The 16163-nt window shown below is 59.6% G+C and carries 14 protein-coding genes; 4 read left to right on the top strand and 10 right to left on the bottom strand.

Annotated elements, in window-relative coordinates:
- Positions 1–7: 7 nt before the first annotated feature.
- The gene (trpD, locus tag FGF66_RS03475) at positions 8–1063 is read right to left on the bottom strand and encodes an anthranilate phosphoribosyltransferase (protein ID WP_139456312.1); all 1056 of its coding nucleotides are present in this window, start codon (positions 1061–1063) and stop codon (positions 8–10) included.
- Positions 1064–1304: 241 nt separating this feature from the next.
- Between trpD and FGF66_RS03480 the strand changes: the two genes are divergently transcribed.
- Positions 1305–2399, top strand: coding sequence for a M24 family metallopeptidase (locus FGF66_RS03480; RefSeq protein WP_139456313.1), 1095 nt, complete (start codon positions 1305–1307; stop codon positions 2397–2399).
- 122 nt (positions 2400–2521) lie between these two features.
- Positions 2522–2848 carry a divalent-cation tolerance protein CutA gene (cutA, locus tag FGF66_RS03485; RefSeq protein WP_139456314.1) on the top strand — a complete coding sequence of 109 codons (327 nt, stop codon included), beginning with the start codon at positions 2522–2524 and terminating at the stop codon, positions 2846–2848.
- Positions 2849–2970: 122 nt separating this feature from the next.
- On the opposite strand, the gene FGF66_RS03490 is transcribed toward cutA, so the two are convergent.
- The 3 genes from FGF66_RS03490 to FGF66_RS03500 all read right to left on the bottom strand — a co-directional run bounded on the left by FGF66_RS03490 (position 2971) and on the right by FGF66_RS03500 (position 6438).
- Positions 2971–4140, bottom strand: a complete 1170-nt coding sequence (locus FGF66_RS03490; protein WP_139456315.1) for a DNA polymerase III subunit — start codon at positions 4138–4140, stop codon at positions 2971–2973.
- Between the two features lie 10 nt (positions 4141–4150).
- On the bottom strand, positions 4151–5062 hold the full coding sequence (locus tag FGF66_RS03495; RefSeq protein WP_139456316.1) for a branched-chain amino acid transaminase: 912 nt from the start codon (positions 5060–5062) through the stop codon (positions 4151–4153).
- Between the two features lie 170 nt (positions 5063–5232).
- Positions 5233–6438, bottom strand: coding sequence for a 6-phosphofructokinase (locus FGF66_RS03500; protein WP_139456317.1), 1206 nt, complete (start codon positions 6436–6438; stop codon positions 5233–5235).
- A 168-nt stretch (positions 6439–6606) separates the two neighbouring features.
- Between FGF66_RS03500 and FGF66_RS03505 the strand changes: the two genes are divergently transcribed.
- On the top strand, positions 6607–7878 hold the full coding sequence (locus FGF66_RS03505) for an ABC transporter permease (RefSeq protein WP_139456318.1): 1272 nt from the start codon (positions 6607–6609) through the stop codon (positions 7876–7878).
- A gap of 170 nt (positions 7879–8048) precedes the next feature.
- Here the strand turns inward: FGF66_RS03505 and ispF are convergent, their stop codons facing one another.
- From ispF to glgP, 3 genes are all read right to left on the bottom strand, one after another.
- A complete protein-coding gene (gene ispF, locus FGF66_RS03510) occupies positions 8049–8522 on the bottom strand; it encodes a 2-C-methyl-D-erythritol 2,4-cyclodiphosphate synthase (RefSeq protein ID WP_139456319.1) in 474 nt (157 codons plus the stop codon).
- 74 nt (positions 8523–8596) lie between these two features.
- Positions 8597–9538, bottom strand: a complete 942-nt coding sequence (locus tag FGF66_RS03515) for a dihydroorotate dehydrogenase (RefSeq protein ID WP_170181190.1) — start codon at positions 9536–9538, stop codon at positions 8597–8599.
- Between the two features lie 17 nt (positions 9539–9555).
- Complete coding sequence (gene glgP / locus FGF66_RS03520) at positions 9556–11679, bottom strand: alpha-glucan family phosphorylase (RefSeq protein WP_139456320.1); 2124 nt, start codon at positions 11677–11679, stop codon at positions 9556–9558.
- 196 nt (positions 11680–11875) lie between these two features.
- On the opposite strand from glgP, the gene FGF66_RS03525 reads away from it, so the two are divergent.
- A complete protein-coding gene (locus FGF66_RS03525) occupies positions 11876–12754 on the top strand; it encodes a metallophosphoesterase family protein (RefSeq protein WP_139456321.1) in 879 nt (292 codons plus the stop codon).
- 106 nt (positions 12755–12860) lie between these two features.
- On the opposite strand, the gene FGF66_RS03530 is transcribed toward FGF66_RS03525, so the two are convergent.
- The 3 genes from FGF66_RS03530 to carB all read right to left on the bottom strand — a co-directional run bounded on the left by FGF66_RS03530 (position 12861) and on the right by carB (position 16028).
- Positions 12861–13355: a ferritin gene (locus FGF66_RS03530; protein ID WP_139456322.1), complete on the bottom strand. Its 495-nt coding sequence runs from the start codon at positions 13353–13355 to the stop codon at positions 12861–12863.
- 92 nt (positions 13356–13447) lie between these two features.
- Positions 13448–13939 carry a ferritin family protein gene (locus FGF66_RS03535; protein ID WP_170181191.1) on the bottom strand — a complete coding sequence of 164 codons (492 nt, stop codon included), beginning with the start codon at positions 13937–13939 and terminating at the stop codon, positions 13448–13450.
- 232 nt (positions 13940–14171) lie between these two features.
- Positions 14172–16028 carry a carbamoyl-phosphate synthase large subunit gene (gene carB, locus FGF66_RS03540; protein WP_139456323.1) on the bottom strand — a complete coding sequence of 619 codons (1857 nt, stop codon included), beginning with the start codon at positions 16026–16028 and terminating at the stop codon, positions 14172–14174.
- Positions 16029–16163: the final 135 nt, after the last annotated feature.

Genomic DNA, 16163 nt, shown 5'->3' on the forward strand with positions numbered 1-16163 from the left:
AGGGCATTTAGTTTGATGCCGAATCGCATTTTGTCGCCAGTTGCCGGTTCATTTCGATGATCAGGTTCATCTTTTCCAGCGCCTGGCAGGTTTCGAGGCTCCCTTTGGACATGCTCATTCCCTCGTCGATGCAGGAGGCCATGCCTGAAACGTAGCAGGTGATGGCCGAGGCGAAGAGCGCGGCGTCGATTTTGGCCTGCGACGCCGAGCCATCGAGAATCTCCCGGATGATTTGCGCGTTGGCCAGGCTGTCTCCACCGGCGAGGTCGCCGATCTCCCACCTGCCGAGGCCGAACTCCTCCGGCTCGACGGTGTGGCGAATCACCTCGCCGTCGATCAGCTCGATCATCGAAGTCGGCCCGCAGACGCTCGGTTCGTCCATGCCCATGCCGTTGCCCGCGCATCCGTGCACGAGCATGGCGTGGTCGCATCCGGCGAGCGCGAGCACCTCGGCGTAAATCTCCATCACCGAAGGATCGAACACGCCGATGAGCTGCCTCCGCACCCGCGCCGGATTGATGACCGGCCCCAGCATGTTGAAGATCGTGCGGATTCCGAGTTCTTTGCGGATTCCTGCCACGGCCTTCATCGACGGATGGTAGAGCGGGGCGAAGAGGAAGGCGAAACCGGTCTGGCGGAACAGCTCCTCGGTGGCGCAGGGCGGAAGATCGACCTGGTAGCCGAGCGCTTCGAGCACGTCGGCGCTGCCGCATTTGCTCGTGATCGAGCGGTTGCCGTGCTTGGCGATCGGCACACCCGCGCCGCAGGCGATGAAGGCCGCGGCGGTCGAAATATTGAAGGTGCCCGTGTGATCGCCGCCCGTGCCGCAGGTATCGACCGCTTGCGGGTCGAGCGTGACCGGCGTGGCCCTCGACACGATGCATTCACACGCCCCGATCGCCTCGGCGGGGGAGATCCCCTTTTTCTGCAACAGCGCCAGGATCGCTCCGGTACCGGCTTCGGAGAACAGGTTCTCCATGATCGAATTCATGCACGTTTCCATCTCCTGCCGGGAAAGGTCGTGGCCCTCCAGCAGCTTCTGAAGAATCTCCTGTTGACGCATAGTGATGCAAAGCGGGGTCGAAATGAAAGGCGCTTGAAAAACTCATTATCCCGTCCTGATGGGTCTGGACGAAACTGGTCAGTGCTCGAAATCCCTCTCCATAAGTCGGGATCATGACACTTTTTAAAAGGCGCCCTGAAGAAATTATTACTGTACATTATACTAACTGTCAGCCCTTTTGCAAAAAGCCGATGAGCGTTGGGGGCGGCTGACGCGATTTTTTCACTCTGTATTACGATTCATGTCGCAAGATCTTCTGCATACCTACCGTAGCACACTGCGCACCAGAATTTTCAGGAAAATGGCCGCTGCCGGGCTGGACTCGCTGCTCGTGACCGATCTGGCGACCATCCGCTGGCTGACCGGCTTCAGCGGCTCGAATGCCAAACTGCTTTTTGCCGGAGATGCAACCTCCGTGCTGTTTACCGATTTCCGATATCAGGAGCAGGTTCGGCAAGAGACCAGCGGCATTGCCACGGTGATACTCAAAGACCCGCTTCCCGTAGAGCTTGCGTCGGGTACGTTCAGGCTTGGCGACAAGATGGCGTTGCAGGTTGAGCACGTTACCTGGCACGAGCAGCAGCAGCTTTCGGAGAAGCTCGGCCATCTCGAATTCGCGCCGGTCTCCGCCTTTTTCGACGAGTTCCGCGAGATCAATCACATCGAGGAGCTCGACCGGATGCGCCGCGCCGTCGCCCTCAGCGAAACGGTGCTCGAAGCGGTGATCGGCATGATCGGCCCCGGCGTCACCGAAATCGACATCGCCGCCGAAATCACCTACCGCCACCGCAAGCTCGGGGCGGAGAAGGACTCCTTCGACCCCATCGTGGCCGGAGGCCCGCGCGGCGCGATGCCGCACGCCAAGCCGACCGCCGCCGCCTTCCAGCCCGGCTCGCTCATCGTGATCGACATGGGGTGCATCGTCGATGGCTACGCCTCCGACCAGACCCGCACGGTCGCCTTCGGCAAAATATCCGACGAGCAGCGCGAGGTCTACCGCATCGTCCGGGAGGCGCAGCAGCTCGGCATCGACGCGGCGAAGGCTGGCATGGCCGCCCGCGACCTCGACGCCGAAGTGCGTAACTTCATCGCCGCCGCGGGCTACGGCGAAGCCTTCGGCCACGGCCTCGGTCACGGCGTCGGCGTCGAAGTGCACGAAGCGCCGCGCGTTGGCACCGCCTCCACCGGCACCCTCCGCGAAGGCACGCTCTTCACCATCGAGCCAGGCATCTATTTGCCGGGCCGCTTCGGCGTCCGCATCGAAGACATGGTAGCCCTCGGCCCCGACGGCGCGGAACCCTTGCAGCGGTTCACGAAGGAGCTGATCGAGTTGTGAATGGATAATTGATAATGGGGGATTGGCTGCGGTTTGTCAGTCATCCGTAGGGGCGGACCTGCGTGTCTGCCCTCGCATCTCGCATTGATTACGGGGAAGAGAACATCAAAACGGCATTGAACATGGAATCAAGCGGCTACTGCATGGTCATCACCACCGCGCCAGAGCGCGACGAGGCTGAAAAGCTGGCCCGTGGCATACTCGAAAACCTCCTCGCCGCCTGCGTGCAGCTCTCCGACATTCGCAGCTTCTTTTTCTGGGACGGCCAGATACAGAACGACGATGAGGTCTCGCTCTTCATCAAAACCACGACGAAGCGATACGCCGCCCTCGAAAGCTACATCCGCGAATATCACCCCTACGATGTCCCGGAGATTATTCAATTGCCAATCACCGGTGGATCGTCGGAGTATCTGGCCTGGCTCGATGCAACGACGGGGGCGGGGTGAGCGGGGTATAGGTCTTATAAGTCCTATAGGACCTATACGTCTTATGAGAGGAAGAGTTGAAGACGATGCTTCCTGGGCTTTGTCCTTTCCCTTTCAGTCCCTGAAGTCCTTTTCGTCCTTTGTTATTTCCCCTGCAATATCCCCCGCAACTCTGCTGTCAAACCGGCCATCACCAAAAGCACGCTGGCGTTGCGGTTGATCGCGCGCATCGCTTCTTCGATCACCGTCGAGGCTCGATAGAGGTCGCGGTTGGGGAAGGCTTTGACGAAGCGGTTGGTGCTCTCCGCGATGTCCGGGTTGTTGAGTTCCGGGAAGGCGGGGTCGATGGCGCGGCGGGTGACGTCTTGGAAGAAGAGCAGCAGGGCATCGAGAAAGATGAGCTGTTCGGTGCGCGACGAGCTTTTCGCCAGCTCTTCGCACGCGCCGATCGCTTCGTGGAACTTCGCAGGCACGAGGATGTTGCGGAGGTAGTCGATGGCTTTGTTGCGGATGCCGACCACCGCCGGTGCGGCTCCGTCGCCGGTTTCGGCTTCGATCAGTTCGAGTGCGCTGGAGAGGTTGCCGCGTGAGAGGCTCACGATGAAGCGCCGCTCCGATTCGTCGAGCTGCGGGGCGCGTTTCGCTATCCACGCTTCGATCTCCGCCGGTTTCGGGCGGGCGAAGTTCAGAAGCTGGCAGCGTGAGCGGATGGTGGGCAGCACCGATTCCGGGCGCGAACTCACCAGCACGAACACCACGTGCGCCGGCGGCTCTTCGAGCAGCTTGAGTAGTTTGTTTGCCGCCGTCGGGTGCAAGCGCTCCGCCTGCGAGATGATGAATACCTTCTTGCCGCCGTCGCGCGGGGCGAGCGAGGCCTTTTGCTGCAACATCACCACCTGCTCGGTCAGGATGCCCATCGAGCGCTCCATGGCGGGCGTGAAGAACGGGTTCCGCCGCTTTTCGTCGAGCAGAGCTTCGTAGCGCTCCCGCGCCTCGGCGAGCTTTTTGTTCTCCTTTTTCGACGGATCGATGGTTTCGAGCAGCGCCGCTTCGACGGGGAAGAGGTACTCGATGTTGGGGTGCATGAGCCGATCGGCCTGGCGGCAGCTTTCGCACTCGCCGCACGAGCCTTCGCCCGGCAAGTCACGGGAACTCCGGCAGTTGAGGATTTTGGCGAGTTCAAACGCCACGGTCTCCTTGCCCGAACCTTCAGACCCGGCAAACAGATAGGCATGAGCCAAGCGATTCGACGCGAGCGCTGTTTGGAGCACCCGTATCTGGTGTTCGTGGCCGACGATTGTATCCCAGCTCATGCCTTTCCGTTCAAATGAACGTCAGCCAGTTGTACGGATCCTCTCCGCTGTGGACGATTTTGAGGTACTCGTGCTGCAAGGCTTCGGTGACCGGGCCGCGGCGTTCGTTGCCGATCGGGTACTTGTCCACGCTTCTGACCGGGGTGATCTCAGCAGCCGTGCCGGTCAAAAAGATTTCATCGGCGATGTAGAGCGCTTCGCGCGGAATGAGCGTTTCGCGAACTTCGTAGCCGAGTTCCTTTGCGATGTGCATCACCGCATGGCGGGTGAATCCCGGCAGAATCGACTGCGCTGCCAGCGGCGTGTAGATGATGTTGTGCCGGACGACAAAGATGTTCTCGCCACTTCCCTCGGCAACGTAGCCGTTATGGTCGAGCGCCAGCCCTTCGGCGTAGCCGTCCGAGATGGCCTCCATTTTGATGAGCTGGGAGTTCATGTAGTTGCCGCCTGCCTTGGCCCATGAAGGCAGGGTGTTCGGCGCGAGCCGTTGCCATGAGGAGACCTTGACATCCACGCCGTTTTCGAGCACGTCCTCGCCGAGGTAGGAACCCCACTCCCAGGTGGCGATGGCGACCTCGATGGAGGCCCGGTGCGGATTGACGCCAAGCGCGCCCTGGCCGCGGAAAACCAGCGGACGGACGTAGCAGGCTTTATGGTTGTTCGCCTTGATGGTGGTGATAATGGCGTCCTTGATCTCGGTTTCCGAATAGGGAATCTCTATGCGGTAGATTTTCGACGACTCCCAGAGGCGGCGGACATGTTCGTCGAGGAAGAGCAGCGCCGAGCCTTTGGCGGTATCGTAACACCTGATGCCCTCGAAGGTTGACGAACCATAGTGGGCGACGTGGGACATGACGTGGATTTTGGCGTCACTCCAGTCAACCAGTTCGCCGTTCATCCATATTTTAAGCGAGTTGTGCATGAACAGATAGAATTGAGTGAAAAAAACGGTAAAGAATTTTTCTTCTAAGATAGTCCGTTTTGAATTTTTTGAAAGCAGGGAGGGGGGAATTTGAGCGGAGTCATACCGTGTGGAGCTGGTGGACAAAGGATTTTTCTTCCGCCCACCAGCTCCATCAAGTCCACTATTCTTCAGTAAATCCTTTCGTAAACTCCGTCAACCTCTCGCAGGATCGGCTCGTAGGGCACCGCCGGTCTGCCGAAACAGGTGCCGAGCGATTCGTACATGGCGACCTGGTCGAGATCGACGTAGCGCTGTTCGATCGCCTTTGATGCTTCGATGTACTCGACCTTGCGCCCCTTGACCTTGGAGATGGTCACGCCGGTCTTGCCATCGAGCAGGAGCAGCACGGCGGCGGCGCCGGCCTCGAAGCCGAAGTTGATGTCGTAGGCCGAGGAGTGTCCGGCGCGCACGAGGTGGCCCGGATGGATTTCGCGAACTTCCGGAATTTCGTAGATGCCTTCGACGAACATGCCGGTCTCCTTCATGAAGAGCGGCATCCGGGGGTCGGACTTGAAGCGCTTCTTGATCTCCTGGCAGACGTACTTGCCCGCGCCAGCCAGCTTTTTGTGACCGAAGGCATCGATGCCCGCCGACTCATCGACGATTTCCGTGCCGTCGGCGTTCTTCATTCCCTCGGCCACCACGATGGTGTAGGTTCCGCTGTGCACGTCGCTCTGGCGGATGCGGCGCGTGAAGCGCTCGACGACGTGTTCGTAAACGACATCCCAGTCAACCGGAATTTCCGGAATCAGGATGCAGTCCGCTTCGGCGGCCACGCCGCTGCGGAAGGCCGTGTGACCGGCGTAGCGCCCGAACACCTCGGTGACCAGCACACGGTTGTGGGTGCGGCCCGTCGTTTTCAGATCTTCGACGAACTGCGCGATGCGGTTGATGGTCGAGTCGCCGCCGACCGAGTAGGTCTGCAAGTCGAGGTCCATCGTTTTCGGGCAGTGGATGCACTGCACACCGTTCTGGTTCAGGTCGATCATCACGCTGCCCGAATCGTCGCCGCCGCTGATGATGAGCGCGTCGAGATCGAACTTTTTCATGCCGATCTTGATGCGGTTGTACTTGTCGGGGTTGCTGATCGCCTTGATTTTCACCCGCGAATGGCCCGCTTCCGAACCGGCGAAGCTTGCCTCGAACTGGTCGAGGCGGGCCTCGTCGAACCGCACCAGCCGCTCCTGGTTCAAGAGGTTGTACAGTCCGGCGTAGCCGTTGGGGATCACATAGAGTTCAAGCCCTTTGTTCAGGGCCATGAGCGCGGCGCCCTTGATGACGGCGTTCAGTCCGCCGCAGTCGCCGCCGCTGGTAAGAATTCCGATTTTTTTCACGCTGTTCTCTCCTCGCTTGCTCAGGTTAGGTTTTGATGGCTTAATTTCATTAAATACACCAGTGAAACCATGGCGCGTTTTATGATGATCAAGATAGAGTATTTGGCTGATATTTCATTGCGGCATGATGAAATACGGTGCGTTGAAATTCCCTGAATCCATCGGAATATGACCTTCCTTGACCATCTTCGCTTTGCCTGGGTGCACTTGCGGGAGCGAAAGCGCCAGACCTTTCTGACGGTGCTTGGCGTGGCTGTCGGTTCGGCGATGATGATTACCACCATCGGGGTGGCGCGGGGTTCATCGTTGAGCGTGTTCCTGAAGCTCATCGATGTCGCACCGCACATCACCATCGGCGCGGATCGCATCGTGCAGGAGGTGCCCGACAACCTCCTCGGCATCATGCCGGGGCGGATCGCTTTTGTCCGCAAGAACGTAACCACCGATCGCAAGGTGGTCATCAAGAACTATAACCAAGTGATTGCGACGATCAGTCCGATAAAGCAGATTGTCGATATTTCGCCCTACGTGACCAGCAAGTTGCTCGCCCGCAACAAGAATCGTTTCAATGCATGCTTCGCCAGGGGGGTCGTGCCGTCGCTCGAAGGAGAGATCGCCGGGCTGAAAAAAAACCTGCTCGATTCCGAGGCGCTCTCCGAGCTGGAGTGGACGCCGAACGGCATCATTCTTGGCTCGATGCTGGCCGACAAGCTCAAGGCCAAGTATCGCGACACGATCGTGCTGGTTGACAAGGAGGGACACGAGTATCCGGTCATGGTGGTGGGCCGTTTCAGGAGCGGCTTCAACACCAAGGATGACCGGGAGGCGTATGTCAATCTGGCGCTGGCGCAGCGAATGGAGTCTCTTGCCTCGAATACCGTCACCGGCATCGGTCTGCGGATCGCCGATATTGGCCAGGCCGACGCGCTTGCGGCGAGGATCGAGAAGCTGACCGGCTACGACACCAAGAGCTGGAGCGAAAGCAACAAGAACGTGATCGATTTCTACAATCGCAATGGCATCATCACGTTGGTGTTGGTGAGTTTCGTCTTCGTGGTAGCGGGGCTTGGCGTGTCGTCGGTCATGACGACCGTGGTGCTGCAAAAGGTGAAGGATATCGCCATCCTGCGCTCGATGGGTGTGCAGCGCAAGAGCATCACGCGCATCTTCATGCTCGAAGGGCTGATCATCGGCACCTTCGGCGTGCTGGTTGGCAGCCCGATCGGGCACCTGATCTGCGACATCATCAGCAGGATCCGCTTCGCGCCGAGCAGCGCGGGCGTCGTCAGCGCCGACCGCCTGCTCGTTGCTGAAACTCCCGACGTGCACCTGATCGTGATCGGCTTCGGCATTCTGATTGCGGTGATCTCGTCAGTAGGCCCGGCAAGAAAGGCTACGAGTTATCTGCCCGTGCAGGTGCTTCGCGGCGAGGTGGGGTAGAAATGTGAGATTGTGGACTTGGTGGAAATGCAACGGAACTTCTTTCTTGCATTGGAGGCGTCCACTTTGTCAACCCCGGTCTGAAGACCGGGGCAACTGAAGAGAATGTAAGATGTTCAATGTCAGGAGGGTTGAAACCCTCCTGAATGCGGGGAGGCAATTCCGGGTTTTCAGGTGTTCTCGATCAGACACACGGCGTGGGCGCAGGCGCCTTCCTGGCGGCCTACGTAGCCGAGTTTTTCGTTGGTGGTGGCTTTGACCGACACGGCGTTCAGCTCCAGACCGAGGCAGCGGGCGATGTTGCGGCGCATTTCGTCGATGTAGGGGGCGATCTTCGGCTTTTCGAGCAGCAGCATGGCATCGACGTTGACCGGTTTGTACCCTTCGCGCGCCAGCAGCTTGCAGACGTGCTTGAGCAGAATCATGCTGTCGGCGTCTTTGTAGTCGGGGCTGGTGTCGGGGAAGTGCTTGCCGATGTCGCCGAGGGCCGCCGCGCCGAGCAGGGCGTCGCTGATGGCGTGCAAGAGCACGTCGGCGTCGCTGTGGCCGTGGAGGCCGACCGGGGAGGGAATATCAACCCCGCCGATGATGAGCTTTCGGCCCTCTGCAAACTGGTGGACGTCTATGCCGATTCCTATGCGCATGGTGTGGTGTTTGGGTGAAAGATAAAAAAGATCGGTCGGATCAGTCCGATTGAGGGCAGGCGCGAGGCCTGCCCCTACACAATAAGGCTTCCGACATACTCGCTGAACTTTGGCGCACCCGGCGCGGAGAAGAATTCGTCGATCGCGATGGCGATCTTTTCGCCGATGTCGGGATAGACGAAGTTCATCGTGCCGATCTGGATGGCGCTCGCTCCGACGAGCAGGAACTCCATCGCATCGGCGAACGAGGCGATGCCGCCCATGCCGACCACCGGGATTTTCACGGCTCGCGACACCTCCCACACCTTCGCCAGCGCTATCGGCTTGATGGCCGGGCCGGACAGACCGCCCGTGACGTTTTTCAGCAGCGGCTTGCGGGTGCGGTGATCGACCGCCATACCGACCACGGTGTTGATGAGCGAGACCGAATCCGCGCCAGCCTGTTCGGCGGCGAGTGCGATCGCGCTGATCGAGGTGACGTTCGGCGTGAGCTTGACCATCAGGTGCCGCCCGGTCAGCTTGCGCAAGGTCGAGACGATCTCGCGGGTTGCGTCGGGGCTGACCCCCATGATCATGCACTCGCCCTTGACGTTCGGGCACGAAAGGTTCAACTCGTAGGCCGCGATGCCTTCGACCGCGTCGAGCCGTTCGACCACCTGGCAGTAGTCGTCAATCGACTTTCCGGCGATGTTGACGATCACCCGTGTGCCAATCGTCTGCAAAAACGGAACCTTGTCCGAGACAAATTTGTCGAGGCCGACGTTGGCCAGACCGATGGCATTGATCATGCCGCACGAAGTTTCGGCGATGCGCTGCGGCGGATTGCCGGTGCGCGGTTCGGGAGAGATGGCCTTGGTGACCAGCCCGCCGATCTTCGAAAGATCACAAAGTTGCGAAAGCTCCTCGCCGTATGAAACGGTGCCGGAGGCGAGCATGACCGGCGAGTGGAGGTCGAGTCCCCTGCCGAGACTGACGGCGGCAGGGGACTCGATGGTCGTTGTTGTCGAGGATGTCATAATGCTGTTTCGATGGCTCAGGCGCGCGGCTCCTTGAGGTAGTAGCGCATGGTGTACTCCTTGACCATGCGGTCGGTGCTGTAAACCGGTGCGATGGTCGCGATGGCGTTGCGCACGTTTTTCAGCCACCTGACGGGCAGGTTGTGCTCGTTGCGCTCGTAGAAGGTCGGGATGATCTGGTGTTCGAGCACCTCGTACAGCTTGTTCGCGTCGATACGGTACTGTTCATCATAGTTATCGTACTCCTCGCCGTGGCCGATCGACCAGCCGTTGGTGCCGTTGTACGCTTCGCACCACCAGCCGTCCATGATGCTCAGGTTCAAACCACCGTGCAGTACGGTCTTCTGGCCCGAGGTGCCGCTGGCCTCCATCGGCCTGACCGGGTTGTTGAGCCACACATCGACGCCCGAAACAAGCCGCTTGGCCACGCCGATGTTGTAGTTTTCGAGAAAGACCACCTTGCCGAGGAACTGCGGACGGCGGGAGTGCTCGACGATCTGGCGGATGTACTCTTTTCCGGCGTCGTCGTGCGGATGGGCCTTGCCCGCGAAGACGATCTGCACCGGCATGTTCGGGTTGTTGACGATGGCGTTGAGGCGATCGAGATCCTGGAAAATCATCGGCGCGCGCTTGTAGGTGGCGAAGCGGCGGGCGAAACCGATGGTCAGCACGTCGGGCGAAAGCGCGCTTTTGGCAGAGCGTGACGAATCGCACGGTTTGAACGGCGTCGTGTACTGGTGCTGATGATAGAGCTGGTTCGACAGGTAGCGCGAAATGTAGTCCATGAGATGGCGCTTCAGGTGGTAGCGCAGGCACCACAGCTCGCTGTCGGAAACTTTTGACAGCACCGCTTCGGCCGACTCTCGCGATGCGAAAAGCTCCTCGATGTTTCCGGCGTGCTGCCTCCAGAAGCGCTCGGTGAAGCCGCTGCTCCAGCTCTTGGTGTGGATGCCGTTGGTGATGTGGCCGATCGGCACCTCTTTCGAGTCGTCCGTTCCGTACAGATGCTTCCACATGTCGCGCGAAACCTCGCCGTGCAATTTCGAGACGCCGTTGGCGCAGCGTGAGAGCTGCAAGGCGAGCACGGTCATGGTGAACAGGCCCGAGGTGTCCGCCGGGTTTTCGGCTCCGAGCCTCATGACCTCCTCGAACTCCATGCCGGAGAGCGTCAGGTATTTCGAGAAGGTGTAGGCCATCATGTCTCTCGAAAAACGGTCGTGTCCCGCCGGAACCGGCGTGTGCGTGGTAAAGACGCACTGCTCCTTGACCTTGGCCTTCGCCTCTTCGAAAGAACGCCCGCTGGCGAGTTCGCCGGCAAGCAGTTCGAGCGTCAGGAAGGCGGAGTGACCCTCGTTCATGTGATAGACGGCAGGTTCGAGCTTCAGCGCCTTCAGCAGCTTGATGCCGCCGATGCCGAGCAGAATCTCCTGGTTGATGCGCATGTTCTGGTCGCCGCCATAGACTCGCGAGCAGATGTCGCGGTAGTGCATTTCATTGGCCGGGATGTTGGTGTCGAGCAGGTAGAGCGTGGCGCGTCCGACCTTCAGGCTCCAGGCCTGGGCGAAGACGGTGCTCTGGGCAATGGTGACTTCGATGATCAGATCCTTGCCGTCCTCGGTTGTCACCTTCTCGATGGGCAGGCTCTCGGGGTATTGCAGCGGATAATCCTCGATCTGCCAGCCGTCATGATTGAGGTACTGGCGGAAATAGCCCTCCTTGTAGAACAGGGAGATGCCGATGAAATTGAGGCCGAGGTCGCTGGCCGACTTGATGTGGTCGCCCGAGAGGATGCCGAGGCCGCCCGAATAGATGCGCAGGCTCTCGTGAATGCCGAATTCGGCGCTGAAGTAGGCGACCGGGCTGGAAACAAGTTGCGGTGCGTGTTCGGCGGCCCAGGTGTTTTTGTCGGCCATGTACTCTTCGAACCGTTTGCTCACCTGGTCGATCGTGACGCCCAGTTCGCACGAGCAGAGCGCTTCGAGTTCGTCGGCGGAAATGTGCCGGAGCAGTTCGACCGGGTTGTGATTGACCCGTTCCCAGAGCAGCGGCGAGAGGTTCTTGAAGAGCGATTTGGCATCGGTGTCCCATGACCACCAGAGGTTCCGGGAGAGTTTTTTTACAGCGGAGATATTTTTCGACATGTTGGATTTGCGGGTTTTGCTACGTTCCCAAAGTGGCGCAGGTTAAGAAAACGGAGTATCTTACAGAGAGCATCCGTGAAAAGGATGCGGGAATGAACAACGGGGTATCGGGATTCACGGCGGCTCCGATCCGGCCAGACTCATTCGTTACCTTGCTGAATTTAAGCCTTTCAATCCGTAAATCAACAGTGCAACGGTGTCCTTTGATAAGAAAGTAACTATCGCTCACCTTTCCGATCTGCACTTTGCAAGCAGAAACGATCGTTACCTGACGGCCCGGTTCGACGTCATTCTCGCCGAGTTTGTCCGCCGGAAGTACGATCATCTTGTGTTGACCGGTGATCTGATCGACACGGCTTCACCGGCGCTCTGGACGATTATCCGGGATGCCCTGTCGCGTCACGGGCTGTTTGACTGGACGAAAACCACGGTGATTCCCGGTAACCACGACCTGATCGATCTCGAAGAGGAGATGCGCTTTTACAACGCCCTGAATCCCGACGACCGGAGCCGCCAGCGCCGGCTTGACGAGCGGCTGCGGCAGTTCAACGCCTTGTTCCACTCGCTCATCACCGATGACGGCGATGCCGGGGCGGGCGTACCTTTCGTCAAGGTGCTGCGTTTTGGCGAGATTGCGCTCTCCTTCGTGGCGGTCAATACGGTCGCGCCGTGGTCGGGGCTGGACAATCCTGTCGGCGCCCGGGGCAGCGTTTCGCGCGAAACGCTCATGGCGCTCCAGGAGCCGGAGGTGCGCCATGCGCTCGACGGAACCTTCGTCATCGGCCTCTGTCACCACGCCTACAAGGTTTACGGCACTGGCGCACTGGTCGATCAGGCGTTCGACTGGACGATGGAGTTCAAGAATCGCGACGAATTTCTCGGGGCGATGAGGAGTCTCGGCGCGAAACTGGTGCTGCACGGTCACTTCCACCGTTTTCAGGTCTATCAGGTCGGCGGCATACCGTTCATCAACGGCGGCAGTTTTCGCTACTCTCCCGAACGCTACGGCGAGCTGACTATCGGCGCGGATGGCAGATGGTCGCACCGCTTCGTCAACCTCGCGCTCAAAAAGTAGCCGGGCTTTTTGTCGCTGAATCCGGAAAAAAAAGAACCCTGACTGATGCCAGGGTTCGGGTGTTCGTCGCGGAGATGGAATGTCCGGCGGCGGATCAGGCGGCGGATCAGTTCATGCCGCGCCGGGCGAGCTGGCGATCCATCATGATCAGCGCATGGCCCTTCTCTCCGGCCATCTTGATGGTTTCGAGAATCTCGCTGGCTGCGGCCTCCTCCTCGACCTGCTCTTCGATGAACCAGTGCAGATGCACCTGGGCGGCGTAATCCTTTTGTTCGACGGCGGCTTCGTAAAGCTTGTTGATGAGCGCGGTGATTTTGCGCTCGTGTTTCAGCACCTGCTCGAACAGGTGGGCCGGTGACTTGAAGTCCGATGCCGGCTGGGCGATTGGAAGCAGTTCCACTTTGCCGCCGCGTTCGTTGACGAATTTGTAGAGTTTCATGGCGTGGCCCTGCTCCTCCTTGTACTGGAGTTCGAGCCAGTGCGCGAAGCCGGGAAGATTCATCGAATGGGCGTAGGAGGCCATCGACAGGTAGAGGTAGGCCGAAGCCATCTCGTGGTTGATCTGTTCGTTGAACGCCTGCTGAAGTTTTTCACTGAGCATTGGTCTCTTTTTTTGAAGATGAGTGGTTGCGCGATTGTCTGTCAGCGCATCTCAACCGTCGAGGGCGGCAGATCGTTTCAGTCTCCTGTCGCTCAGGCTTGCTTTTCTTCCTTCACGCCTTGCTCCGTCATGTACTCGCGGATGCGCTTGGCGTGGTTCTGGTCTTCGCTGGCGAGCTGCTTGAAGAGGTCTGCGGTCAGCGAGCCGGTTTCGCTCTCCATGAACTCCTGGAAATGCGCTTCACCAGCGGACATCTCGATGTGCAGCGCGAGGTTCAGCGCCTGTTCACGCGAGCACGGCGAGGCGGCGAAACGCTCGCTCTCGGCGAGAATGCGGGCATTGTTCGCCTTCAGGGCGTCGAGGTCTTTGGCAAGAAGGTTCTCCGGGAAGAACTGCAACGGCTGCGGCTGCTTCTTCTCCTGCTGAAGCAGAGCCGCGTGGCTGCGCTCCTCCATCGAGAGCTGCCACCAGAACTCCTCGTCCTCCTCGAACCGGTCGTTGAACAGGGTGTACAGCCTGGCGAGATTGAGTTCGAGCTGTATCGATTCGTCGAGCAGAGCGGCGATGGTCGGTGAAGTCGGCATGAAAGTTATCGGTGTCGGTGACGGGTGACTTGAATTTCAAACAGGGGCAAGATAATGAACGGCGGCGACATTGAAGAGATTTCTCCGGAGTTCGGATTGCGGGGCGCTCGATGGCGCGAAGGAGATCAGGGACTGCAAGGACAGCAGGGACGAAGAGAATCAGAGAATCATCTTCGTCCCTGCTGTCCTTGATGTCATTTCGAGTCCTTTTCTTCACAGAAGAGCGAGGCGGTTATCGATCGCGGTAGGTTGCGTACTCCTGCAAGCTCTTGACGCCGAACTCTTGGCAGCGGATGCAGTCCATCGCGCGAACCGAGGCTTCGGCGGCTTCGATGGTGGTGACGAACGGCACGCCGCTCTGCACCGACGCCGAGCCGATGGCCTCCTCGTCGTGCAGCGCCCGCTCGCCTCGCGGCGTGTTGATGACGAAATCGATCTTGCCGAGCTTGATGATGTCGAAAATGTTCGGACGTCCCTCTTCGCCGACCTTGAAGACCTTCTTGCACTCGATGCCGTGCCCGGTCAGGAAGGCGTGGGTGCCGGCGGTCGCCACGAGGTCGAAGTCCATGCGGTACAGCTCGCGGGCGATGTTGAGGATGCGCTGGTTCTTGTCCTGCTCGTTGACGCTGATGAAGACCGTGCCGGAGAGCGGCAGGTGCATGTTGGCGGCCTGGTACGCCTTGGCGAACGCCTCCGGGAAGGATTCGGCGAGGCTCATCGCCTCACCGGTGGAGCGCATCTCCGGGCCGAGATAGACGCCGGACTTGACGAACTTCGAGAAGGGGAAGACCGGCTCCTTGATGGCCATGTGCTTCAGGCCAAGCTCGTCGCAATCCTTCAGGTCGAACTCACGGCGCAGGTCGCTGAGTTTTTCGCCGAGCATGACGCGCGTGGCGATCTTGACCACAGGAATGGCCGTGGCCTTGCCGACGAAGGGCACGGTGCGGCTTGCGCGCGGGTTGACCTCGATGACATAGACCTTGCCGTTCTGCACGGCGTACTGCACGTTCATCAGGCCGATGACTCCGATGTTCTCGGCGAGCTTGCGCGTGTGCTCCTTCATGGTGGCGATGGCCGCCGGATCGATATTGTAGTAAGGCAGAATCGAGGTGGAGTCGCCGCTGTGGATGCCGGCGGCCTCGACGTGCTGCATGATGCCGCTGATGACGCAGTCGGTGCGGTCGGCGATGGCGTCGATGTCGAACTCGACGGCGGTTTCGAGGAAGCGGTCGATGAGCAGCGGATACTTTTCGGTGATGAAGAGCGCCTGATCGACATACTCCTTGAGCGAGTCGTCGCTGTAGATGATCTTCATGGCGCGTCCGCCAAGCACGTAGCTGGGGCGCACCAGCACCGGATAGCCGATGCGACGGGTGATCTCCTGCGCTTCGGCGAAGCTGGTGGCCGTGCCGTAGTCGGGATGCGGAATGTCGAGCTTTTCGAGCAAGGCGCCGAAGCGCTTGCGGTCTTCGGCCAGGTCGATGCCGTCCGACGAGGTGCCGAGGATGTTCACGCCCGCCTTGTCGAGCTTGGTCGAGAGCTTGAGCGGCGTCTGGCCGCCGAAGCTGACGATGACGCCGAGCGGCTGTTCGTGTTCGATGATGCGGATGACGTCCTCGAAGGTGAGCGGCTCGAAGTAGAGCTTGTCGGCGATGTCGTAGTCGGTCGAAACCGTCTCCGGATTGCAGTTGACCATGATGGTTTCGTACCCGGCCTCGCGGAGGGCGAAGACCGCCTGCACACAGCAGTAGTCGAACTCGATGCCCTGACCAATGCGGTTCGGGCCGCCGCCGAGGATGATCACCTTTTTGCGGTCGGAGCGCACCGATTCGTTCTCTTCGTCGTAGGTCGAGTAGTGGTACGGAGTCTTGGCGTCGAACTCGGCGGCGCAGGTATCGACGGTCTTGAAGACCGAAACCACGCCGCAGTGGGTGCGCAGTTCGCGCACCGCGGTTTCGCTGGTCTGGAATATGGTGGCAATCTGGAAGTCGGAAAAGCCATGCTCCTTGGCTTTTTTCATCTTCGGAGCGGGCAGCCTGAGGGCGAGAGCCTGAGCCTCGCCGGAGAGTTCAGGGAGTGGTGTGGTCATGCAGCGTCGTATTGGAAAATCATGATTGGAAGACCGTCACGGAAGGTAACAATTCAGGGTCGTACTTTACAACCGCCGGAGTATAATAAAAAGGCTTTCGAGCTCAAAGTTCCCTGCCGGGCGTTCTGACGCCGG

The organism is Chlorobaculum thiosulfatiphilum (assembly GCF_006265165.1).
GTDB classification, from domain to species: domain Bacteria; phylum Bacteroidota; class Chlorobiia; order Chlorobiales; family Chlorobiaceae; genus Chlorobaculum; species Chlorobaculum thiosulfatiphilum.

Excerpts from the sequence above, each read along its gene's own strand:
- trpD (WP_139456312.1), bottom strand. The coding sequence starts at position 1,063 with ATGCGTCAACAGGAGATTCTTCAGAAGCTGCTGGAGGGCCACGACCTT.
- FGF66_RS03480 (WP_139456313.1), top strand. The coding sequence starts at position 1,305 with ATGTCGCAAGATCTTCTGCATACCTACCGTAGCACACTGCGCACCAGA.
- cutA (WP_139456314.1), top strand. The coding sequence starts at position 2,522 with ATGGAATCAAGCGGCTACTGCATGGTCATCACCACCGCGCCAGAGCGC.
- FGF66_RS03490 (WP_139456315.1), bottom strand. The coding sequence starts at position 4,140 with ATGAGCTGGGATACAATCGTCGGCCACGAACACCAGATACGGGTGCTC.
- FGF66_RS03495 (WP_139456316.1), bottom strand. The coding sequence starts at position 5,062 with ATGCACAACTCGCTTAAAATATGGATGAACGGCGAACTGGTTGACTGG.
- FGF66_RS03505 (WP_139456318.1), top strand. The coding sequence starts at position 6,607 with ATGACCTTCCTTGACCATCTTCGCTTTGCCTGGGTGCACTTGCGGGAG.
- ispF (WP_139456319.1), bottom strand. The coding sequence starts at position 8,522 with ATGCGCATAGGAATCGGCATAGACGTCCACCAGTTTGCAGAGGGCCGA.
- FGF66_RS03515 (WP_170181190.1), bottom strand. The coding sequence starts at position 9,538 with ATGACATCCTCGACAACAACGACCATCGAGTCCCCTGCCGCCGTCAGT.
- glgP (WP_139456320.1), bottom strand. The coding sequence starts at position 11,679 with ATGTCGAAAAATATCTCCGCTGTAAAAAAACTCTCCCGGAACCTCTGG.
- FGF66_RS03530 (WP_139456322.1), bottom strand. The coding sequence starts at position 13,355 with ATGCTCAGTGAAAAACTTCAGCAGGCGTTCAACGAACAGATCAACCAC.
- FGF66_RS03535 (WP_170181191.1), bottom strand. The coding sequence starts at position 13,939 with ATGCCGACTTCACCGACCATCGCCGCTCTGCTCGACGAATCGATACAG.
- carB (WP_139456323.1), bottom strand. The coding sequence starts at position 16,028 with ATGACCACACCACTCCCTGAACTCTCCGGCGAGGCTCAGGCTCTCGCC.